19 protein-coding genes are annotated in these 21,169 nt (G+C 71.6%); 2 read left to right on the forward strand and 17 right to left on the reverse strand.

Annotation, left to right across the window (positions count from 1 at the left end):
• Positions 1–85: 85 nt before the first annotated feature.
• The 7 genes from pyrF to pyrR are packed head-to-tail and all read right to left on the reverse strand — an operon-like array spanning position 86 to position 8,737.
• Positions 86–928, reverse strand: coding sequence for an orotidine-5'-phosphate decarboxylase (gene pyrF, locus ACWGIC_RS30775; protein ID WP_452079409.1), 843 nt, complete (start codon positions 926–928; stop codon positions 86–88).
• Complete coding sequence (gene carB / locus ACWGIC_RS30780; RefSeq protein WP_452079410.1) at positions 925–4,242, reverse strand: carbamoyl-phosphate synthase large subunit; 3,318 nt, start codon at positions 4,240–4,242, stop codon at positions 925–927. Before carB ends, pyrF begins: the two co-directional genes overlap by 4 nt.
• A complete protein-coding gene (gene carA, locus ACWGIC_RS30785; RefSeq protein ID WP_452079411.1) occupies positions 4,242–5,369 on the reverse strand; it encodes a glutamine-hydrolyzing carbamoyl-phosphate synthase small subunit in 1,128 nt (375 codons plus the stop codon). Before carA ends, carB begins: the two co-directional genes overlap by 1 nt.
• Positions 5,366–5,929, reverse strand: a complete 564-nt coding sequence (locus ACWGIC_RS30790; protein ID WP_452079412.1) for a PH-like domain-containing protein — start codon at positions 5,927–5,929, stop codon at positions 5,366–5,368. Before ACWGIC_RS30790 ends, carA begins: the two co-directional genes overlap by 4 nt.
• A complete protein-coding gene (locus ACWGIC_RS30795; protein WP_452079413.1) occupies positions 5,929–7,215 on the reverse strand; it encodes a dihydroorotase in 1,287 nt (428 codons plus the stop codon). The genes ACWGIC_RS30790 and ACWGIC_RS30795 overlap by 1 nt, the downstream gene beginning before the upstream one ends.
• The gene (locus ACWGIC_RS30800; protein ID WP_452079414.1) at positions 7,212–8,144 is read right to left on the reverse strand and encodes an aspartate carbamoyltransferase catalytic subunit; all 933 of its coding nucleotides are present in this window, start codon (positions 8,142–8,144) and stop codon (positions 7,212–7,214) included. The genes ACWGIC_RS30795 and ACWGIC_RS30800 overlap by 4 nt, the downstream gene beginning before the upstream one ends.
• The gene (pyrR, locus tag ACWGIC_RS30805; RefSeq protein ID WP_406629558.1) at positions 8,141–8,737 is read right to left on the reverse strand and encodes a bifunctional pyr operon transcriptional regulator/uracil phosphoribosyltransferase PyrR; all 597 of its coding nucleotides are present in this window, start codon (positions 8,735–8,737) and stop codon (positions 8,141–8,143) included. The genes ACWGIC_RS30800 and pyrR overlap by 4 nt, the downstream gene beginning before the upstream one ends.
• Positions 8,738–8,997: 260 nt before the next feature.
• On the opposite strand from pyrR, the gene bldD reads away from it, so the two are divergent.
• On the forward strand, positions 8,998–9,486 hold the full coding sequence (gene bldD, locus ACWGIC_RS30810) for a transcriptional regulator BldD (RefSeq protein WP_003096372.1): 489 nt from the start codon (positions 8,998–9,000) through the stop codon (positions 9,484–9,486).
• Between the two features lie 903 nt (positions 9,487–10,389).
• Here bldD and nusB read toward each other — a convergent pair.
• From nusB to ACWGIC_RS30825, 3 genes are read right to left on the reverse strand one after another with little or no spacing between them, the layout of a single operon-like run.
• The gene (nusB, locus tag ACWGIC_RS30815) at positions 10,390–10,848 is read right to left on the reverse strand and encodes a transcription antitermination factor NusB (protein ID WP_452079415.1); all 459 of its coding nucleotides are present in this window, start codon (positions 10,846–10,848) and stop codon (positions 10,390–10,392) included.
• Positions 10,848–11,411 carry an elongation factor P gene (gene efp / locus ACWGIC_RS30820; RefSeq protein WP_370938777.1) on the reverse strand — a complete coding sequence of 188 codons (564 nt, stop codon included), beginning with the start codon at positions 11,409–11,411 and terminating at the stop codon, positions 10,848–10,850. The genes nusB and efp overlap by 1 nt, the downstream gene beginning before the upstream one ends.
• 42 nt (positions 11,412–11,453) lie before the next feature.
• On the reverse strand, positions 11,454–12,551 hold the full coding sequence (locus tag ACWGIC_RS30825) for a M24 family metallopeptidase (RefSeq protein WP_452079416.1): 1,098 nt from the start codon (positions 12,549–12,551) through the stop codon (positions 11,454–11,456).
• A gap of 94 nt (positions 12,552–12,645) precedes the next feature.
• Between ACWGIC_RS30825 and ACWGIC_RS30830 the strand changes: the two genes are divergently transcribed.
• Positions 12,646–13,245 (forward strand): B-4DMT family transporter, encoded by a 600-nt coding sequence (locus tag ACWGIC_RS30830; RefSeq protein WP_452079417.1) that lies wholly within the window; start codon positions 12,646–12,648, stop codon positions 13,243–13,245.
• Here the strand turns inward: ACWGIC_RS30830 and ACWGIC_RS30835 are convergent.
• From ACWGIC_RS30835 to ACWGIC_RS30865, 7 genes are all read right to left on the reverse strand, one after another.
• Positions 13,169–14,659, reverse strand: coding sequence for a beta-xylosidase (locus tag ACWGIC_RS30835; protein WP_452079443.1), 1,491 nt, complete (start codon positions 14,657–14,659; stop codon positions 13,169–13,171). The two genes, ACWGIC_RS30830 and ACWGIC_RS30835, sit on opposite strands and share 77 nt — an antisense overlap.
• A gap of 245 nt (positions 14,660–14,904) precedes the next feature.
• Positions 14,905–15,336: a type II 3-dehydroquinate dehydratase gene (aroQ, locus tag ACWGIC_RS30840; RefSeq protein WP_452079418.1), complete on the reverse strand. Its 432-nt coding sequence runs from the start codon at positions 15,334–15,336 to the stop codon at positions 14,905–14,907.
• Positions 15,333–16,448, reverse strand: a complete 1,116-nt coding sequence (gene aroB, locus ACWGIC_RS30845) for a 3-dehydroquinate synthase (RefSeq protein ID WP_452079419.1) — start codon at positions 16,446–16,448, stop codon at positions 15,333–15,335. The genes aroQ and aroB overlap by 4 nt, the downstream gene beginning before the upstream one ends.
• A gap of 529 nt (positions 16,449–16,977) precedes the next feature.
• Positions 16,978–17,502, reverse strand: coding sequence for a shikimate kinase (locus ACWGIC_RS30850; RefSeq protein ID WP_452079420.1), 525 nt, complete (start codon positions 17,500–17,502; stop codon positions 16,978–16,980).
• Positions 17,499–18,686, reverse strand: coding sequence for a chorismate synthase (gene aroC, locus ACWGIC_RS30855; protein WP_452079421.1), 1,188 nt, complete (start codon positions 18,684–18,686; stop codon positions 17,499–17,501). Before aroC ends, ACWGIC_RS30850 begins: the two co-directional genes overlap by 4 nt.
• A gap of 49 nt (positions 18,687–18,735) precedes the next feature.
• Positions 18,736–20,064, reverse strand: a complete 1,329-nt coding sequence (locus ACWGIC_RS30860; protein ID WP_452079422.1) for a prepilin peptidase — start codon at positions 20,062–20,064, stop codon at positions 18,736–18,738.
• A gap of 103 nt (positions 20,065–20,167) precedes the next feature.
• Positions 20,168–21,136 carry an AraC family transcriptional regulator gene (locus ACWGIC_RS30865; protein WP_452079423.1) on the reverse strand — a complete coding sequence of 323 codons (969 nt, stop codon included), beginning with the start codon at positions 21,134–21,136 and terminating at the stop codon, positions 20,168–20,170.
• Positions 21,137–21,169 lie beyond the last annotated feature (33 nt).

Consider the following 21,169-nt stretch of genomic DNA (forward strand, 5'->3'; position numbering starts at 1 on the left):
ATCTGGGTGGGTGACGCGACGGTACCCACCCCTGAGCAGGGGCCACAATGCGGGGGTGGCTGGTGGAGCGCGATTCCGGGGCCTGCTATTGGTCTTTTTCCCGCAGTCCCGCCAACCGGCCGTTCACCTCTTGGGCCGCACGGCGTAACGCGTCCGTGTCCGGGCCGTGGCGCAGCAGGTCTCGCGAAGACGCCGGGAGCAGGCCCGGCAGCCCTTCGCCGAAGACTGCCCGCAAATCCGCCTCAGTTGCCCCCTGCGCCCCGAAACCGGGCGCGAGCACCGGTCCGTTGAGCCGGCTCAGGTCGACTTCCCCAGGAGCCACAGTGGCCCCTACGACCACGCCGACGTCGCCGTAGGGCTCAGCACCTGCGTTGTGGTCCGCAGCAGCGTCTACGACGCTCTGAGCGACCGTACGGCCGTCTTCGAGCCGCGCGCGCTGCAACGCGTTCGCTTCCGGGTTCGACGTGCGCGCGAGCACGAACAAGCCGTTGCCCGCTTCGCGCGCTGTCGCGACAGCAGCGTCGAGAGCACCGAAGCCGAGGTACGGCGACACCGTGGCCGCGTCGGCGGTGAAAGCCGCCTTCTCGGCCACGTACGCCGCCGTATAGGCCGCCATGGTGGAGCCGATGTCACCGCGCTTGACGTCCAGCAGGACGAGCGCTCCGGCGTCGTGCGCGACGTCTACGACGCGTTCGAGCACCGCCACTCCGGCGGGCCCGAACGCCTCGAAGAACGCCGACTGCGGCTTCACGATCGCCGCCACCTCGCCCAGCGCCTCGGCGGCGCTGAGCGCGAACCGTTCGAGCCCGCTCGCGTCGAGCGGCAAGCCCCACGCCTCGATCAGGCCCGGATGCGGGTCGATCCCGGCGCACAGCGGCCCTCGCGCGGCCACTGCTTCGGCCAGCCGGGCACCGAACCGCGCGGTCACGACGTCGCCTTCAGCGCCGCCTGGAGGTCCTGCAGGCTGCGCACGCCGATGTCGCCCCGGATAAGCGCTTCGATGCCGTGCACGGCCGCCGCGGCGCCCTGCACGGTGGTGATGCACGGAATATCGCGCGAAACCGCTGCGGTGCGGATTTCGTAACCGTCCACACGCGGACCGCTGTTTCCGTACGGCGTGTTGATGACCATGTTGACGTCCCCGGCGAGGATCACGTCCACGATGTTCGGCTCGCCGGTGCCCGGGTCCGGCTCGGAGTGCTTGCGCACCACCGAACAGGCAACCCCGTTGCGCCGCAACACTTCCGCGGTGCCGGTGGTGGCCAGGATCTCGAAGCCGAGGTCGGCCAGCCGCTTCACCGGGAAGACGAGCGAACGCTTGTCGCGGTTGGCGACGGAGACGAAAACCCGGCCCGAGGTGGGAAGGGATCCGTAGGCGCCGCTCTGGGATTTCGCAAACGCTTTCCCGAAAGAGGTGTCGACGCCCATGACCTCACCGGTGGATTTCATTTCCGGCCCGAGCAGCGAGTCGACGCCGTGTCCCTCGGGGGTGCGGAACCGGTGGAACGGGAGGACCGCTTCCTTGACCGCGACCGGGGAGTCCGCGGGCATCCGGCCGCCGTCGCCCTCGGCGGGCAGGACGCCGGAGGCGCGCAGGTCCTTGATCGTGGAGCCGGTCATCACCAGCGCCGCGGCCTTCGCGAGCGGGACCGCGGTGGCCTTGGACACGAACGGGACTGTGCGGGAGGCGCGCGGGTTGGCTTCCAGGACGTAGAGCACGTCGTCCTTGAGCGCGTACTGCACGTTCAGCAGGCCGCGGACGCCGACGCCGCGGGCGATCGCCTCGGTGGAGCGGCGGACGGCGTCGAGGTCCTGCGCGCCGAGGGTGATCGGCGGCAGGGCGCAGGACGAGTCGCCGGAGTGGATGCCGGCCTCCTCGATGTGCTCCATGACGCCGCCGAGGTAGAGGTCCTCGCCGTCGAACAGGGCGTCGACGTCGATCTCGATCGCGTCGTCGAGGAACCGGTCCACCAGCACCGGGTGCTCGGGGGTGACCTCGGTCGCGCGGCGGATGTAGCCGGCGAGGGACTCCTCGTCGTAGACGATCTCCATGCCGCGCCCGCCCAGCACGTAGGACGGACGGACCAGGACGGGATAGCCGATCTCGTCGGCGATCCGCTTCGCGCCCTCGAACGAGGTCGCCGTCCCGTACTTCGGCGCGGGCAGCCCGGCCGCGGTCAGGACCTCGCCGAACGCGCCGCGGTCCTCGGCAAGGTCGATCGCCTCCGGCGGCGTCCCGACCACCGGCACCCCGGCGTCCGCCAGCCGCTGCGCGAGCCCGAGCGGGGTCTGCCCGCCCAGCTGCACGATCACCCCGGCGACGGTGCCGGACTGCTGCTCGGCGTGCACGACCTCCAGCACGTCCTCGAACGACAACGGCTCGAAGTACAGCCGGTCGCTCGTGTCGTAGTCGGTGGACACGGTTTCCGGGTTGCAGTTGACCATCACGGCCTCGAACCCGGCCTCGCGCAACGCGATCGCCGCGTGCACGCAGGAGTAGTCGAACTCGATGCCCTGCCCGATCCGGTTCGGCCCCGACCCGAGGATCAGCACCTTCGGCTTGTCGCTCTGGACCGCGACCTCCGAGGTCGCGGCGGGGTCGGTCTCGTAAGCCGAATAGTGGTACGGGGTCTTCGCCGCGAATTCCGCCGCGCAGGTGTCGACCGTCTTGAACACCGGCCGCACGCCCAGCCGGTGGCGCAGCGCGCGCACGCCGTCCTCGCCCGCGAGTTCCGGGCGCAGCGCGGCGATCTGCCGGTCCGACAGACCGGTGCGCTTGGCCCGCCGCAGCAGGTCGCCGTCCAGCACCGGTGCGTCGCGGACCTCCGCGCCGACCTCGCCGATCAGCGCGATCTGGTCGATGAACCACGGGTCGATGCCGGAGGCCTCGTGCACCTGCTCCACGGTCGCGCCGAGGCGCAGCGCGCGCTCGACCTCGTAGAGACGTCCCTCGTGCGGGGTGCGCAGTTCGTCCAAAGTGGACTCCAGCGTGACGCCCTCGGGGTCGGGCTGGGTCCAGAACCCGGTCGCCTTCGTCTCGATCGACCGCATCGCCTTGCCGAGCGCTTCGGGGAAGCTGCGGCCGAACGACATCGCCTCGCCGACCGACTTCATCGTCGTGGTCAGCGTCGGGTCCGCACCCGGGAACTTCTCGAACGCGAACCGCGGCACCTTGACCACCACGTAGTCCAGCGCGGGCTCGAACGACGCCGGGGTCTCGCCGGTGATGTCGTTGCGGATCTCGTCGAGGGTGTAGCCGATCGCCAGCTTCGCCGCGATCTTCGCGATCGGGAAACCGGTCGCCTTCGACGCCAGCGCACTGCTTCGCGACACGCGCGGGTTCATCTCGATCACGACCATCCGGCCGTCGGCCGGGTTGAACGCGAACTGGATGTTGCAGCCGCCGGTGTCCACGCCGACCTCGCGCAGCACGGCGATCCCGACGTCGCGCATCACCTGGTACTCGCGGTCGGTCAGCGTCATCGTCGGCGCGACGGTGACCGAGTCGCCGGTGTGCACGCCCATCGCGTCCACGTTCTCGATCGAGCACACGACCACCACGTTGTCGTGCTTGTCGCGCATCAGCTCGAGTTCGTACTCCTTCCAGCCGAGCACGCTCTCCTCGATCAGCACCTCCGTCACCGGGGACTCCGTCAACCCGGTCGACGCCAGCCGCTCCAGGTCCTCGGGAGTGTGCGCCATGCCCGAGCCAAGGCCGCCCATGGTGAACGAGGGCCGGATCACGACCGGCAGGCCGAGTTCCGCGACCGTCGCGCGGACCTCGTCCATGTCGTGGCACACCCGGCTGCGCGGAACGTCCGCGCCGACCGTGCGCACGATGTCCTTGAACTTCTGCCGGTCCTCGCCGCGCTGGATCGCGTCGATGTCCGCGCCGATCAGCTCCACGCCGTACTTCTCCAGCACGCCGCGCTCGTGCAGCGCCACCGCGCAGTTCAGCGCCGTCTGCCCGCCCAGCGTGGCCAGCAGCGCGTCAGGGCGCTCCGCCGCGATGACCTTCTCCACGAAGTCCGGCGTCACCGGCTCGATGTAGGTCGCGTCCGCGAACTCCGGATCCGTCATGATCGTCGCCGGATTCGAGTTCACCAGGCTCACCCGCAGGCCCTCGGCCCGCAGCACCCGGCAGGCCTGCGTGCCCGAGTAGTCGAACTCGGCCGCCTGCCCGATCACGATCGGCCCGGAGCCGATCACCAGCACGTGCTGGATGTCCGTCCTCTTCGGCATCAGGCCTTCTTCTCCATCAACTCAACGAACTCGTCGAACAGCGGCGCGGCGTCGTGCGGACCCGCGGCCGCTTCGGGGTGGTACTGCACGGAAAACGCCGGGACGTCGAAGGCGCGCACGCCCTCGACCGTGTCGTCGTTCGGGCAGTAGTGACTGATTTGCGCGGCCCCGTAAGGGGAATCGAACCGCTGGCCCGGCTCGCCTTCGAGGGCGAATCCGTGGTTCTGCGCGGTGATCGCGACCCGGCCGGTCGCCACGTCGATCACCGGGATGTTGATGCCCCGGTGCCCGTAGCGCATCTTGTAGGTGCCCAAGCCCAGCGCCCGGCCGAGGATCTGGTTGCCGAAGCAGATCCCGAACAACGGAATCCGTTGCTCCAGAACGGTTTTCGTCAACGCCGTCGCGTGCGCGGTCGTCGCCGGGTCGCCCGGGCCGTTGGACAGGAACACCCCGTCCGGCTCCAGCGCCAGCAGCTCCTCCGCGGTGGTGCTGGACGGCAGCACGTGCACCTCGATGCCCCGCTGCGTCATCAGCCGCGGCGTGTTCGACTTGATCCCCAAGTCCAGCGCCGCGACGCGGAACCGCCGCTCCCCTTGCGCCGCAACGACATACGGCTTGTCCGTGGAGACCTCGCCGGCGAGATCCGCGCCCTTCATCGGCGGGCTCGCCAGCACCTGTTCGACCATCTGCTCGTCGCTGCCCAGCGCGTCGCCCGAGAACACCCCGGCGCGCATCGCGCCCTGCTCGCGCAGATGCCGGGTCAGCGTGCGGGTGTCCACTTCGGAAATCCCGACCACGCCCTGGCGCACCAGTTCCTCGTCCAGCGTGCGCTTCGCCCGCCAGTTCGACGGCGTGCGCGCGGGATCCCGCACCACGTAACCGGAAACCCAGATCCGGGACGATTCGTCGTCCTCGTCGTTCCAGCCCGTGTTGCCGATCTGCGGCGCCGTCTGCACCACGATCTGGCGGTGGTAGGACGGATCCGTCAGCGTTTCCTGGTAACCCGTCATGCCGGTGCAGAACACCGCCTCGCCGAGGGTCCGCCCGCGCGCGCCGTACGCCGCGCCGCGGAACACCCGGCCGTCTTCGAGAACCAGGGCGGCGGGGCCGCGAGTGCCGGTGCTCACTGGGCACCTCCCTTGATGTCGTGATCTGTGTTTTCCGGGGGACTGACCCCCGGACCCCCGGCGGGGGCACCGCCCCCGAACCCCGGGGAAAGCTCTTCGATCCATTGCGGATAGTCGTCTAGGTCGTCGCCGCGGAATCCGGTGTCCAGTTCGACGTCGCCGAGCCGCCAGGTGATCACCAGCAGCACGTCGGTGCCGGTGACCTTCCCGGCCAGCCGGGAGTCGCGGCGGATTCCGGTGATCGAGGCGCGCGGGATCCAGAAGTCCGGCAGCCCGCCGCGTTCCACGGCCACCCCGTCCGGGTGCAGCCGCCAGACCGCGCCGGAACGCGGGCCCGCGCCCCGGGTGACCACGCGGTCCTGCCAGTTGCCCGCGGTCGTGGTGCCCACGCACACGCCGGTCGATTCCAGCCGGAACTCGCCGGGTTCGGCCGGGATCTCCGGGAACGGCGCGATCCGCGCGCTCTGCGAGCGCGCCTTGCGCCGCCAGCCGACCCACATGCCCCACAGGCACAGCAGGAAGAACGCGACGATCCCCAGCGTCAGCAGCAGCCGCTCCATCAGCAGATCTTCCCCTCGCGCGCGGTGACGCGCCCGCGCAGCAGGGTCGCCGTCACCACGCCGGGCAACCGCATTCCCTCGTACGGGGTGTTGGCGGCGATGCTGGCCAGTTCGGCGCCGCGCACGGTCCACTCGGCGTCCGGGTCGACCAGCGTCAGGTTCGCCGGTTCGCCCGCTTCGATCGGACGGCCGTGCCCGGCAAGGTTCCCGACCTCCGCGGGCCGCTCGCTCATGACCCTGGCGACGCCGCGCCAGTCGAGCAGGCCGGTCTTGACCATCGTCTCCACGACCACCGACAGCGCGGTCTGCAGGCCGAGCATGCCGGGCCGGGCCGCGGCCCACTCGGTGTCCTTGTCCTGCGGGGCGTGCGGCGCGTGGTCGGTCGCGACGCAGTCCACGACGCCCTCGGCCAGCGCGGCGCGCAGCTTCTCGGCGTCGCCGCCGGTGCGCAGCGGCGGGTTGACCTTGTTGACCGGGTCGTAGGACTCCAGCCGGTCGTCGGTCAGCAGCAGGTGGTGCGGCGTGACCTCGGCCGACACCTTCGTACCGCGCTCCTTCGCCCAGCGCAGGACGTCGACCGTGCCCGCGGTGGAGACGTGGCAGACGTGCAGCCGCGCGTTCGCGTGCAGCGCCAGCAGGCAGTCGCGCGCGACGATCGACTCCTCCGCCGACGCCGGCCAGCCCGGGTAGCCCAGCCGCGACGCCTGCTCGCCCTCGTGCGCCTGCGCGCCGACAGTGAGCCGCGGTTCCTCGGCGTGCTGGGCGATCACCGCGTCGAGCGCGGTCGAGTACTCCAGCGCGCGGCGCATCAGCAGCGGGTCCGCCACGCACACGCCGTCGTCGGAGAAGACTCGCACCGCCGCGGTGCCCTTGGCCATCGTGCCCAGTTCGGCGAGCTTCTCGCCCTTGAGCCCGACGGTGACCGCGCCGACCGGGTGGACGTCGACCAGGCCGACTTCCTGCCCCCGCCGCCACACGTGGTCGGTGACGAGCGCGTTGTCCGCGACCGGATCGGTGTTGGCCATGGCGAACACGGCGGTGTAACCGCCCAGCGCGGCCGCGGCGGAACCGGTGTCGATCGTCTCGGTGTCTTCGCGGCCCGGCTCGCGCAAGTGCGTGTGCAGGTCGACGAACCCGGGCAGCAGGATCTGGCCCTTGGCGTCGAGCACCTCGGCGCCCTCGGGAACGCTCACCTTGCCGATCGCGGCGATCACGCCGTCTTCGACCAGGACGTCCACCGGCTCGCCCTCGCCGTACGGGCGGGCACCCTTGATCACGATGCTCACGCGGCAGCTCCTTCACTGGCCAGGAGGTGGTAGAGGACCGCCATGCGCACGTGGACGCCGTTGCGGACCTGTTCGGTAATGGCTGAGGAGGGGGAATCCGCGACCGCGGAGGAGATCTCCATGCCGCGCAGCATCGGGCCGGGGTGCAGCACGACCGCGTGGTCCGGCAGCAGCGCTTGGCGGCGCTCGGAGAGCCCGTAGGAGATCGAATACTCGCGCGCGGACGGGAAAAACCCGCCGTGCATCCGCTCGGCTTGGACGCGCAGCATCATCACCGCGTCGACCGCGGGCAGCTCGGCGTCGAGATCGTGCGACACCGTGACCGGCAGCTTCTCCACGCCGACCGGCAGCAGCGTCGGCGGCGCGACGAGCACCACCTCCGCGCCGAGGGTGCTGAGCAGGTGGATGTTCGACCGCGCGACCCGGCTGTGCAGGACGTCGCCGACGATCGCGATCCGGCGGTCCTTGAGCGAACCGAGCCGTTCGCGCAGCGTCGCCGCGTCCAGCAGCGCCTGCGTGGGGTGTTCGTGGGTGCCGTCGCCCGCGTTGACCACCGCGGTGCCCGGCTCGGCGAGCCAGCCCGACAGCCGGTGCGCGGCACCCGAGGCGGGGTGCCGGATGATCACGCAGTCGGCGCCCGCCGCGGCCAGGGTGAGCGCGGTGTCCCGCAGCGATTCGCCCTTGTTCACCGAGGAACTGGACGCCGAGACGTTGATCACGTCCGCGCTCATCCACTTCCCGGCGATCTCGAACGACACCCGGGTGCGCGTGGAGTTTTCGTAGAACAGCGTGATCACGGTGCGGCCGCGCAGCGTCGGCAGCTTCTTGACCTCGCGGCCGAGCAGCGTGTGCTTCAGCTCGTCGGCGGTGTCGAGCACGGCGGTCGCGGTGTCCGCGTCGAGCCCGTCGGTGGCGAGCAGGTGCTTCACCGGGTTTCTCCTTCCGGCGCGCGCAGCAGCACCGCGTCCCGGCCGTCGGTTTCGGACAGCAGCACGGAGACGCCTTCGGCGCGCGCGGTGGGCACGTTCTTGCCGACGTAGTCGGCTCGGATCGGCAGCTCGCGGTGGCCGCGGTCGACGAGCACGGCGAGCTGGACGGCACGCGGGCGGCCGTGGTCGCGCAAGGCGTCGAGGGCGGCGCGGATGGTGCGGCCGGAGAACAGGACGTCGTCGACGAGGATGACGACCCGGTTGTCGATCCCGTCCGGCGGCAGCTGCGTCTGTTCGAGCGCACGCGGCGGACGGCGGCGGAGATCGTCGCGGTAGAGGGTGACGTCGAGGGCGCCGTGCGGCGGCTCGGCCCCGGCGAACTCGCCGATCTTCCCGGCGAGGCGCGCGGCCAGCGGAGTGCCGCGGGTGGGAATGCCGAGCAGCACCGGGTACTGCTCCGGCGGACCGGCTCCGAGAGCGGTCTTCTCGATGACCTGGTGGGCCATCCTCGCGATCGTGCGCGCGACATCACCGGCAGAAAGCAGCTCGCGCTCTCCCGCCGGCTCCGCCGCGCCACGCGGACGTGACGACAAGGCGGACCTCCTTCCCCGCCTCTCTGGACGGGTCCTTAAAGGACGTCGGCAACCGGCTGCTGCCGGAAACCGCACCGACAGTAGCAGGACCGGTCAATCAGTCTTCCGGGTGGTACGCGCACGCCTGCCACCTGCGCGGACCGACCTTCTGCTTGACCTGGTGACAACTATGCGTAACCATTACTCTGAGTATTCGACTCGAGGAGTCCCCGGCCCGGTCCTCCCGGCCGGCGCGGGGTGAGGAAACGGAGAACCACCAGATGGGCGATTACGCCAAGGCGCTCGGGGCCAAGCTCCGCGGGATCCGCCAGCAGCAAGGCCTGTCCCTGCACGGGGTCGAGCAGAAGTCCGGCGGACGCTGGAAGGCCGTCGTGGTCGGCTCGTACGAGCGCGGCGACCGGGCGGTCACCGTCCAGAAGCTGGCCGAGCTGGCGGACTTCTACGGCGTGCCGGTGGTCGAACTGCTGCCGGAGGGCCGCGTCCCGTCCGGAGCCGAGCCAGCCACGAAGATCGTGATCAACCTGGAGCGGCTCCAGCAGCTGCCCGCGGAGAAGGTCGGCCCGCTCGCCCGGTACGCGGCCACCATCCAGAGCCAGCGCGGCGACTACAACGGCAAGGTGCTCTCCATCCGCACCGAGGACCTGCGCTCGCTCGCCATCATCTACGACATGACCCCCGGCGAGCTGACCGAGCAGCTCATCGACTGGGGCGTCCTCCCGCCGGAAGCCCGGCCGTCCAAAGAGGACTGAGAACCGATGACGGCAGTGGCCGTGCACGACGCGGCGGGCTTTCCCGCGCCCGGGGAACCGGGAACGCCCGCCGCGCTTCGGGCGAGGCCGGGCCTGCCGTCCTGACCGTCCGGTGCCGGGGCTGACCTGGGATGATCCGGGTTGCTCCCGGCCGGTGAGCTGCTCCGGGCGCCGTCCGGCGACCGCCGGTGGACCTGCCTGAATTCCCCTGCCGGGAACCGGATTCGTCCGGGTTCCGACGCGTTTTCCGTTCCGGGCCGCGCTGCCGGAGGCTGTTTCCCGCCTTGGGCGCGCTGCCCGCTCCGCGCGGTGTGGTGCCGCTGGAGGCTGTTTCCTCGCCCGCTTTCGAGCGTGTGGCGCTGCGCAGGTGGCTGTTCCTCGCTTTGGCCGAGGCCCGTGCTTCGCACGCTTGGCACCGCCCGAAGCTGTTTTCTCGCCTCGGCCGCCGCTCCGCTCCGCATGGCTGGCACCGGGCGTTTTCCCTCGCCTGGCTTGAAATTCTCCTCCGAGCACCGTCTCGCCAGACAGCTGCCCGTCCCGCACGCAGCGGAAAACGTTGCGCCACCGCGATTCCGCAGCGTTCACGCGCGATTCCCGCCGCCCGGCACCGGTTTCCCCAGCCGGTCAGCGGTTCCTCCGCCGCGCCGGACTTCTCCCCCGGGTCTGCTTACTCACCGCAGCGACCCCGCCCCGGCCTACCCGGTTGCCGCGCAACCAGCCAGACCCGTCCGCCGCGAATGGCGCCCGCCGACCGGTTCTGATTCCGCTCGGTGATCAATTTTCTCGCCAACCGCCCCTCGCACCGGCCGCCCAGGCCCGGCGGTAACCCGATCAGGCAGCGGCCATTCAGGTGGCGGCTTTCCCCCAGCCGGGTGACCTCCGGCTACCGGGCACCGGACGGGTTTACAGGATGGCGCGCAGCCGGTCGGCGATCGTGCCGATGCGGCCGAGCACGCCATTGACGAACCGGGGCGAATCGTCCGTCGAAAGTTCCTTCGCGAGGCCGACCGCCTCGTCGATCGCGACCGCATCGGGGACGTCCGCCGCCCACAGCATCTCGTACACGCCGACGCGCAGCACCGCCAGGTCGACCGGCGGCATCCGCTCCAGGGTCCAGCCCTGCGAGTGTTCCGACAGGAGTTCGTCGATCCGCTCGCGGTGGGCCGTGACGCCCTCCACGACGCTGATCGTGTAGTCCGCGACCGGGTCGACCTCGACCGCGCCGACCCGGTCGGCCAGCAGCGTGACCGGGTCGGCGGACCGCTGGGCGGCCTCGTACAGCATTTCGACCGCGCGCCGGCGGGCCTGGCGCCTGCTGATCGCGCCGCCGCGGTTCGGGTGCGGGGGGAGTTTGTCCGCCATCAGCTGGAGACGCGGCCGAGGTAACGGCCGTCGCGGGTGTCGACCTTGATCTTCTCGCCGGTGGAGAGGAACAGCGGGACCTGGATCTCCGCGCCGGTCTCGAGTGTCGCCGGCTTGGTGCCGCCGGTGGAACGGTCGCCCTGCAGGCCGGGGTCGGTGTGCTGGATGACGATCTCGACCGAGGTCGGCAGCTCGACGTACAGCGGCTCGTTCTCGTGCACCGCGACCTGGACCTCGGTGTTCTCGAGCATGTAGTTCGCGTTGTCGCCGACGGTCTCGGCGGGCACGGTGATCTGGTCGTAGGTGTCGCCGTCCATGAAGACGAAGTCCGCGCCGTCCTTGTACAGGTACGTCATGTTCCGGCGGTCCACCGTGGCCGTCTCGACCTTCGTGCCCGCGTTGAAGGTCTTGTCGACGACCTTCCCGGTCAGCACGTGCTTGAGCGTGGTGCGCACGAACGCACCGCCCTTGCCCGGCTTGACGTGCTGGAACGCGGTGACGCTCCACAGCTGGCCGTCCAGGTTGAGGACGAGTCCGTTCTTCAGGTCGTTGGTGGTGGCCACGAGTCTTCAGGTCTCCTGTGTTCGATCTCTTCGCCGCGGCCGTCAGACGGCCACGAGGTCCTTGGTGCTCAGGGTGAGGAGTTCGGGTCCGGAGTCCCGCACGACGAGCGTGTCCTCGATGCGCACGCCACCGCGCCCCGCGAGGTACACGCCGGGCTCGACGGTGACCGCCATACCGGCGGACAGTGTACCGACGCCCGTCGCGGCGAGACTCGGTGCCTCATGCACCTCCAGCCCGACGCCGTGGCCGAGACCGTGCGCGAACTGCTCGCCGTACCCTGCGTCGGCGATCACCGAGCGCGCAGCGGCGTCCACTTCGGACACCACAGCGCCGGGACGGACCGCCTCGGTGCCCGCCGCCTGCGCGCGGTGCACCAGGTCGTAGATCTCGCGCTGCCAGTCCGCGGGCTCGCCGATGACGACCATGCGGGTCATGTCCGAGTGGTAGCCGTCGACCGTGGCGCCGAAGTCGAATTTCACGAAGTCGCCTCGGCGCAGTTCGGCCCCGGTCGGCCGGTGGTGCGGGATCGCCGAGTTCGGGCCGGCGGCGACGATGGACTCGAAGGAGATCCCGGACGAACCGTGCTCCAGCATCCGGTTCTCCAGGTCGCGGGCCACTTCCAGTTCGGTCCGGCCCGGCCGCACTCCCCCGGCCTCGATCAGGTCGGCCAGCGCGCGGTCGGCGGCGGCGCACGCGGCGCGCAGGGCGGCGACCTCGACCTCGTCCTTGACCACCCGCAGCTGCTCGGTCAGCCCCGGCGTGCGGACCAGTTCGACGCGGTCGAAGCGCACCTTGAGGTTTTCGTGCTCCTCGACGCTCACGTGCTGGCTCTCGAACCCGGTGCGGCCGTAGTCCGCGAGCTGGCCCGCCGCGTGCGCCGCGAGCGCGCGGGCGCTGGCGCGGTCGAGCACGCGTTCCAGGTCGGGCACCTCCGACGCCGACTGAGTCGTGTAGCGCCCGTCGGTGCAGAACAGGGTCTTGGCGTCGCCGCCGGCGTGCAGCAGCAGCGCGGCGTTCGACCCGGTGAACCCGGTCAGGTAGCGGATGTTGAGCAGGTCGGTGACCAGCAGCGCGTCGACCCCGTTCTCGTGAAGCAGGGCGGCGAGCGCGGCGCGGCGGTGAGCGTGGATTTCCGGCACCCGGCCAGCTTAACCAGCGGCTCCCGGCCCCGGTTCCGGCGCGGCGGGCGGACGGCCTACTGACGGTTAACTTCGGCGCGCCTACACTCCGTCCATGCTGGGTGCCTGGTTGACGCGCGGGCTGGTCATGGCGGTCGTGCACGCCGCCGCGATGACGCTGCTCGCCAAGTGGTCCGTGTTCCACCCGACCGGCCAGACGCTGTTCACGTCGCTCACCATCGCCGTACTGGTCGGCCTGGCGGCGCTGTGGAGCGCGATCGACGGCTGGCGCGGCGTGCCCGACAGAGGGCGCGCGTGGTTCATCGCCTCCCTGGTCGCGGGCGTGTGCTCGGGCATCCTGTACGTGATCGGGCGGGCGATTTTCGTCGACCAGACCGGGGTCTCCGAGCTGAAGGCCGCGCTCACCGGCGGGGCGGCGTTCTCCGCGCTGCTCGTGCTGGTGCCCGCCGGGCTGGGGCTGTTCGTCGGCCGCCGGATGCGGCGTCCGGCGGCGGAGGACGATTCCGAGCCCGGCCCGGAGCCCGACGACGAGGACGAAGACGGCACCGGCAGCCGTTCCGGCGAACTCGAACTCCCGCCGAGCCCGACCCCTCGGACCGCTCCGAAACCTTCGCCGGTCAGCCGCCCAGCGGCAAACCGAGCGCGGCGCCGTCCCACTGTTGCGGGCCGATCTCCTGCACCCCGGAACCGTTGAGCGACACGATCGTCGTGTCCGGCAGACCGTAAAGCTTCCCGTCGAGCACGATGCCGTAACCGCGGCCGTACGCGTGCACGACGGTCGCGCCGGAGCGCAGACGGGTTTTCACCGGCACCTCCGGCACCTGCGGCAGCGGACGGTCCACCAGCTCTCCGGCGAGCACCGCGGCGACTGAACGCCGGTCGATCCGGATGCGCTCGCCGCGACGGTAGAGGTCGATCATGCGGTCCGGCGACGGCATCGCGACGCCGTCGAAGGTCGCGGTGCTGCGGGACGGGGTCGAGCAGCCGCCCGCGCCTTTCACGTCGAGCCCGAAGTGCTTCAGCCCGGTAGGCGCGCCCGCCGGGCCGATCTCGGTGGCGCGCACGACGTCCAGCGAGACCAGGTCGCACGGGTCGCTGACCGATGTCGGCGCGTGCCCGTCGGGACGGCGGACGAGGCCGGGGCCTTCCTTCCACGCGCCCGGGATCACGACGGGTTTGTACGGCTGCATCGTGAAATCGCGGTCCCAGAAGGTGATCGTGGTGCCGTCCGCGGTTTCGTGCGCGATGGCGAAGGCGTCGAGCGCGCCGACCCACTCCAGGTCCACGCTGAACGCGTCGACCACCGACCGGGTGCGCGGAGCCGCGGTCGTCGCGGTGGGCTCGAATCCCTTCTCCCCCAACGCTTCCACACCTTCGCGGAACGCCGGGTCGTGCGCCCGGATAACGAACTGGCCCGCCCCGTTCCAGCCCGCCGCGCGGCCGGTGGTGTCGGTGAACATCAGGTAGTACCAGCCGTCGAGGAAAACCACCGAGGGCTGGCCCGCGCCGTAGACGTTGGCGCGGTGGACGTCGTGCGACGCCCCGAGGATCGGTTTGCCGCCGTTCGAACGGGTCCAGTGGATGCCGTCCGGACTGGTGGCCATGCCGATCGCGTTGCCGAGCGCGTGGTCGCCCGCCGCGCCGGTGTAGTACAGGAAGTACGTGCCGCCGACGCGCAAAACTGACGGGTCGCAGGTGTGCATGCCGTCGAAGTTGCCGGGCGCGCCGGACAGGACCGCCGCGGGCGCACCGCCACCCGGTCCGGTGAACGGTCCGTCGGCCGAGGGACCCTCGGCGTAGAGGATGTCGTCGCCCGGCGGCGGGGCGCTGCTGTACTGGCTGCACCACCAGATCCGGGTGCGGCCGTTCTCGACCATCACGGTGGGCCCGTAGTTGTAGGACGCGTCCGCGGCCCCGGCCGCCACCACGCCGCCGCTCTGGCGGCTGGCTCCGGCGGTGAGCGCGACGTCCGCCGCCCGAGGCGGGTCCGGCGCGGGTTGCGGCGCTCCGCCGGCGATGCCGCCGTGGCCGGTGCCCTCGGCTTGCGGCTGGGCCAAAGTCTGGCTGCACCCGGAAACGAGAGAACCGGCGATCAGCAACGAGAGCAGCTGACGCACGGGTCGCCGACCCCCACGACGAAACGGGTGCATGATCGCCGAGTGTAGCGACAGCGGCACCGGATGGGTGAACCACGTCAGGCATTCGCCGGTCGAGCGGCGGGTTTGCCAAGGGCTTGCTTTTCCGGCTGGTGCGCGGCGATCTTTCGCGGCGCGAGGGCATAACCGTCGAGGCCGGGAGCGACCGCAACGGTCCAGGCATCGGAAAGCTGTACTAGCCAGCTTTCACCGCGAGGTCAGGACGCGTGCGCGGCGATCCAGCGCAGCGCAAGCGCGTAACCGTCCACGCCGAGCCCGGCGATCACCCCGGTCGCGATGTCCGAAAGCACGCTGTGGTGCCGGAATTCCTCGCGCTTGTGCACATTGCTGATGTGCAGCTCGATCAGCGGCGCGGTGAGCTGAGCGGCCGCGTCGCGGACGGCGATCGAGTAGTGCGTCCACGCCCCGGCGTTCAGCACGACCGGCGCGCCCGCGTCGGCGGCCTCGTGCAGCCAGCCGACCAGTTCGCCCTCGTGGTCGGTTTGCCGCACCTCGACGTCGAGTCCCAGTTCCTGGCCAGTCGTGACGCACAACTGCGCGAGGTCGGCGTGCGTGGTGTAGCCGTAGACGTCCGGCTCCCGCTTGCCCAGCCGGCCGAGGTTGGGACCGTTGAACACGAACGTCTTCACAGCAGCACGCTCCCGCCGTTTTCCGGGGCCTCGGCCGCGATCGCCGAGTAGGCGGCGGCGAGCAGCGACGGGTCCGGGCCTTCCAGCCTGCCCGGTTTGCCGAGCCCGTCGAGGACGACGAACCGCAGCACGCCGGAGCGGGTTTTCTTGTCGCCCTTCATGGTTTCCAGCAGCTGGCCCAGCGCGTCCGGGTCGTAGGTGGTGGGCAGGCCGATCAGCTTGAGCACCGCGGCGTGCCGGTCGGCGGTGGCGTCGTCGAGGCGTCCGGCCAGCCGGGCCAGTTCCGCGGCGAACACCAGGCCGACGCTGACCGCGGCGCCGTGACGCCACCGGTAGCGCTCGCGGCGTTCGATGGCGTGACCGAGGGTGTGGCCGTAGTTGAGGATTTCGCGCAGGTCGGACTCGCGCAGGTCAGCCGCGACGACGTCGGCCTTCACCTGGATCGAGCGGCGGACGAGTTCGGCGAGCACGTCGCCCGCGGGGTCGAGCGCCTGGACCGGGTCGGCTTCGATCAGCTCGAGGATCCGCGGGTCGGCGATGAAGCCGGTCTTGACGATCTCGGCCATCCCGGCGACGAGTTCGTTGCGCGGCAAGGTTTCCAGTGTCGCGAGATCGACCAGGACGGCGGAGGGCTCGTGGAAGACGCCGACGAGGTTCTTGCCCGCCTCGGTGTTGATCCCGGTCTTCCCGCCGACCGCCGCGTCGACCATGCCGAGCAGCGTCGTCGGCACGTTCACCAGCCGGACGCCGCGCATCCAGGTGCCCGCGACGAACCCGGCGAGGTCGGTGACCGCCCCGCCGCCGAGCGCGACGACCACGCCGCGCCGGTCCAGCCCGATCCGGCCGAGCACCTCCCAGCAGAAGCTGGCGACGGAGAAGGCTTTGCCGTCCTCCGCGTCGGGAATCTCGACCCGGTGCGCGTCAAGCCCGGCCGCGGCCAGCTCGTCGCGGACGGCCTCGGCGGTGGCGGTCAGAGTCGGCGGGTGGATCAGCGCGACCTTCGACGCGTCGGCGAGCTGCTCGGTGAGTTCGCCGAGCAGGCCGCGCCCCACGAGCACGTCGTACGGCTGCGCGGTGGCGACCCGGATCCGGACGGGCTGGGTGGCGGACACGGTTCTCCTCACTGCTCCCGGACCCGGTGGTCCTGGGCGGGGTTGTGGCTCAGCGGCACGGGCTTGCCGGTGCCGCCGCGGGCGGGGCTGCTGGTGGTGGGTGGCGGGGTCTGGCAGCCGGGCTGGGGCAGGCCGGTCGGCCGCGTGCCGCTCGGTGCGGCTGACCGGGCCGGACGGTCCTGGTCACGCAGGCTGATTCCCGGCCAAGTCCGGTAGCCGGGCCGGCGCGAGCCGGCCCACCGCATCCCGCTCGGCACAGCCGACCAGGCCGGACGGTCCTGGGCGCGCAGGCTGATTCCCGGCCGAGCCGGCCAAACAGCCCGGCGTGATGCGGCGGGCCGCGCCTGGCTCGGCGCGGCCATCCGGGTGGGATCGTGCTGGCACCGCTGACCGATGCCCGGCAAAGGCGCCGAAGCCAGCCGCGTCAGCCAGCCAGGTCGGACCCATGCCGCAGACCGCGCCTCGCGCGGCGCGGCCAGCCGGGCGGGGCCGGTCGGACCCCGATGGCTGGTTCCGGGCCGGTCGCGGGTCACTGCTCGCGGACCCGGTCGGGTTCGAGGGAGGCGACGGCGGCCGCGACGACCTCTTCGGGCGTCTGGTGGTCGGTTTCGATCTCGACGGTCGCCACCTCGCGGTACACCGGCAGCCGCTGGTCGAGCAGGGCTTTGAAGGTGGCGCGCGGGTTGATGCCGGCGAGCAGCGGGCGGGCGCTGGACATCCCGGTGCGCTGCACGCCCGCGGCGAGCCCGACATTCAGGAAAACCACCGTGTGGTTCTGAAGCCGTGCACGGGTGCCCGGCGTGAGCGGGGCGCCGCCGCCGAGGGAGAGGACGCCGTCGTGTTCGGCGAGTGCGGTGGCGACCGCTTCCTCCTCTAGCGCGCGGAAGGCTGGTTCGCCGTCGTCGGCGAAGATGTCCGAGATGGCGCGTCCGGCGCGGGCGACGATGTCGTCGTCGGTGTCGCGGAAGGTCACGCCGAGCGCGGCGGCCAGCAGCGGGCCGACCGTGCTCTTGCCGGAGCCCGGCGGTCCGATGACGACCGCGCGCGGGCTCACCAGCGCTCCTCGAGCGCCTTCAGGTACGCCTGCGCGTTGCGCCGGGTCTCGGCCAGCGAGTCGCCGCCGAACTTCTCCAGCGCCGCGTCCGCGACGACCAGCGCCACGACCGATTCCAGCACCACGCCCGCGCGCGGCACCGCGCACACGTCGGAGCGCTGGTGGATCGCCACGGCGGGCTCGCCGGTCCGGACGTCCACTGTGGACAGTGCCTTGGGCACGGTCGAGATCGGCTTCATCGCGACGCGCACCCGCAGCGGCTCGCCGTTGGTGATGCCGCCTTCGAGCCCTCCCGCACGGTTCGACCGGCGCGTGACGCCGACCGGTCCGGTGCCGCGGTCGATCTCGTCGTGCGCCTGGCTGCCCCAGCGACGGGCGGTGGTGAAGCCGTCGCCGACCTCGACGCCCTTCATCGCCTGCACGCCCATGAGCGCGCCGGCGAGCCGCGCGTCGAGACGCCGGTCCCAGTGCACGTGCGAGCCGAGGCCCGGGGGCAGCCCGTAGACGATCACCTCGATCACGCCGCCGACAGTGTCTCCGGCCTTCCGCACCGCGTCGACCTCGGCGACCATCGCCTCGGTCCCCTCGGCCGAAAACGCGCGCACCGGGCTCTCGTCGATCGCCGCGAGGTCGCCCGGCTGCGGGAGCGGGCCGTCGGGCGCGTCGGCACCGCCGATCGAGACGACGTGGCTCAGCACCTCGGCCCCGAGCAGCTGCCGCAGGAAGTTCCGCGCGACCGTGCCGAGCGCGGTCCGCGAAGCCGTCTCGCGGGCGCTCGCGCGCTCCAGGACGGGACGGGCCTCGTCGAAGCCGTACTTCTGCATGCCGGGCAGGTCGGCGTGCCCCGGGCGGGGCCGGGTCAGCGGTTCGTTGCGGGCGAGCCCGGCGAGTTCGGCCTCGTCGACCGGATCGGCCGCCATGACCTTCTCCCACTTGGGCCACTCGGCGTTCTCGATCTGGACGGCGATCGGGCCGCCCTGGCTGACCCCGTGCCGGACCCCGCCGAGGAACTGGACCTGGTCGGTCTCGAAGCCCATCCGCGGGCTGCGGCCGAACCCGAGCCGGCGCCGCGCGAGCTGCGCGGAGAGGTCCGAGGTCGTCACCTCCACCCCGGCAGGCAGCCCCTCGAGCACAGCGGCGAGGGCGGGTCCGTGCGATTCTCCAGCGGTGATCCAGCGCAGCACCGGACAATCCTGTCACGGCCGGTCCGGGGCCCTGGCAGAGCCCCTGGCCTCAGGCGATGCCCGTTCCAGCGGCTGGGAAGACCGCGCACGCCCAGGTGGCCAGAACCAGGCCGGGGCCGTAGGGGACGCGGAGGGGTCCGGCGCGGATCCGGGAGCGGGCGGGGGCGGACGGCGGCGCGGGGACAGGGGGCGGCGACGCAGGAGCAGGGCCGGGTCGGGCGGGACCGGCGGGTGGCGATTCGGCAGCAGGGCCGGGTGACGCGGGGGCAGCGGCCGTGGATGCGGTTGGCTCAGGAGTGAGGTCACCCGACTCGGGAGCAGGGCAGGGTCGAGCGGGGACGATGGTCGTGGATGCGGTTGGCGCAGGAGCAGGGCCGGGTCGCGCGGGAACGACGGTCGTGGATGCGGTTGGTGCGGGAGCGAGGTCACCCGACTCGGGAGCAGAGCCGGTCGACGCGAGGACAGGGCCAGTCGACGCGGGAGCCGAGTCGACCGGTTCCGGAACGAGGTCGGCCGTCCCGGGGACAAGACCGGTCGACCCTGGGACAGGACCGGTCGGTGCGGGAGCGGGGCTGGTCGACGCCGCAGCGAGGTCGGCCGACTCAGGTGCAGCGGCCTTTCGCGCGAACGCGGGGTCCGCGAGCGCCGATACGCGGGCAACGTCGGCGGGCGTGGCTGACTGAGGCAGGCTCGGAGCGAGCCCGCGGATTTCTCCGTCGGCTCCGGAGCGCCGCAACAGTGCGACGGGCTCGGTCGAATCGGTGCCAGGCTTCGGCGTCGCGACGCCGAACCCAGTTGCCCTCGGAGCAGGTTCAAGCGACGGCAGACCGGCACGGACCCGGCGCATTAGCCACATTGGCACCACAGCCACCATGCTCACCACGGCCGCCAGAACCGCCGCCACGGCCGGGGCCAACCCGCCGACAGCGCCCAGCACAGCACCAAAAGATCCAGCCAGTTTGACGTCCCCGGCTCCGAGACCGCCCGCAGACAGCCGGTGGACGATCAGGTGCGTCCCGCCGAACAGCAGACATCCCAGAACTGCACCAGCGGCCAGCCGCCAACCTCCGCCGCTGAAGGCGGCGAGGGTGATCGTCAGGGCGACGGCCGGATAAGCGGGCAGGGTGAGGACGTCCGGGAGGCGGCGGTGCCGGGCGTCGGCCAGCGCGAGAGGCACGCCAAGCACCGAAACCAGCCACGGCACGGGCAACCACCACGCCGGGAACGCACCAGCATCGGCGCGCGAGGCGGCCACTGCGACCGCTGCGGCGGCCATCGCCATGCCAAGCACCGCCGAGACCGGGGCACCGGCTTTCTTCGTCATCACCAGCAGCACGGAAACCACCGCCCCGGCTGCGAGCACTGCTGTCAGAACCATGCGACCAGCCTGTCGCCAAGGCCCGGACCAGGGCAAACAGATCGGGGTGCGAGGGGACCCCTCGTGCGCGACACGCCGGAAGGTTCACTCGGCCGGGGCGGAATCAGCGGCCAGCGAAAGCCAGGACCCCGGCCTCGGCAGGACCGGCGAGCCCGTCGAGAAATGCCCGCCGGAAGCCGGTCGGATTGACCCCGCGCACCCGTTTGAACGCCGAGCTGAAGCCGAACGCGTCCGAGTACCCCACCGCACGCGCCACCTCCGCGATCGGCAGCGAAGCCTGCTCGGTGAGGAGGTCCGCGGCGAGCGTCATCCGCCATCGGGTCAGGTACGTCATCGGCGGCTCCCCCACCAGATCCGCGAAACGCTTGGCCAAGGTAGACCGCGAGACCCCGGTCCGGGCGGCGAGAGTGTTGACCGTCCACGGGGCCGCCGGATCCGCGTGCAGCAGCCGGAGAGCCGGGCCCACCACCGGGTCCCGCTGAGCCGCCCACCACGGCGGCGGGGTGCCGCCCGGGCGGTCGAACCAGTCCCGCAGGAGGCAGACCAGCATCCAGTCCAGCAGCCGGTCCAGGACGACTTGCTGGCCTGGCGCGTCGACGGCCAGTTCAGCCGCCAGATGGTCCAGCACGGGGTCTTCCGCGTCCGAGGAAGGCGGCCGGACGACCACCGGCAGCGCGTCCAGCAGCGCGGACATCCGGCTGCGGCTGTGCCCGGGGTACGCACCGACGATCAGGTTGGTTTCGCCGTGGAACGGATCGTTCCAGCCCAGGTGGTGCTGGGTGCCGCCCTGGTCGGGAGTGGCGCAGAACTCGCCGCATTCGACCGGGGCCGCGGGGGTGTCCAGGCGGTCCACGAAGGAGAACGGGCCGCGGACGAGGATGGTCTCGCGGGCGCGCAACAGCTCAGGCGGATGACCTTCCGGCACGACCCAGCCCTCGCCGCTCAGCAGCGTGCACAGGGTCAGCGGGGGGCCGTCCACGAAACGCAGCGACCACGGCGCGGTGAGGGCCGTGCAGCCGAACAACGAACCGTGCGCCCGCACCCCGCGGATCAAATCGCTGAACGCGTCCACCGTCCCGAGGTTAGACGAATGGACAGGCGATCC

Source organism: Amycolatopsis sp. NPDC054798 (genome assembly GCF_053611505.1).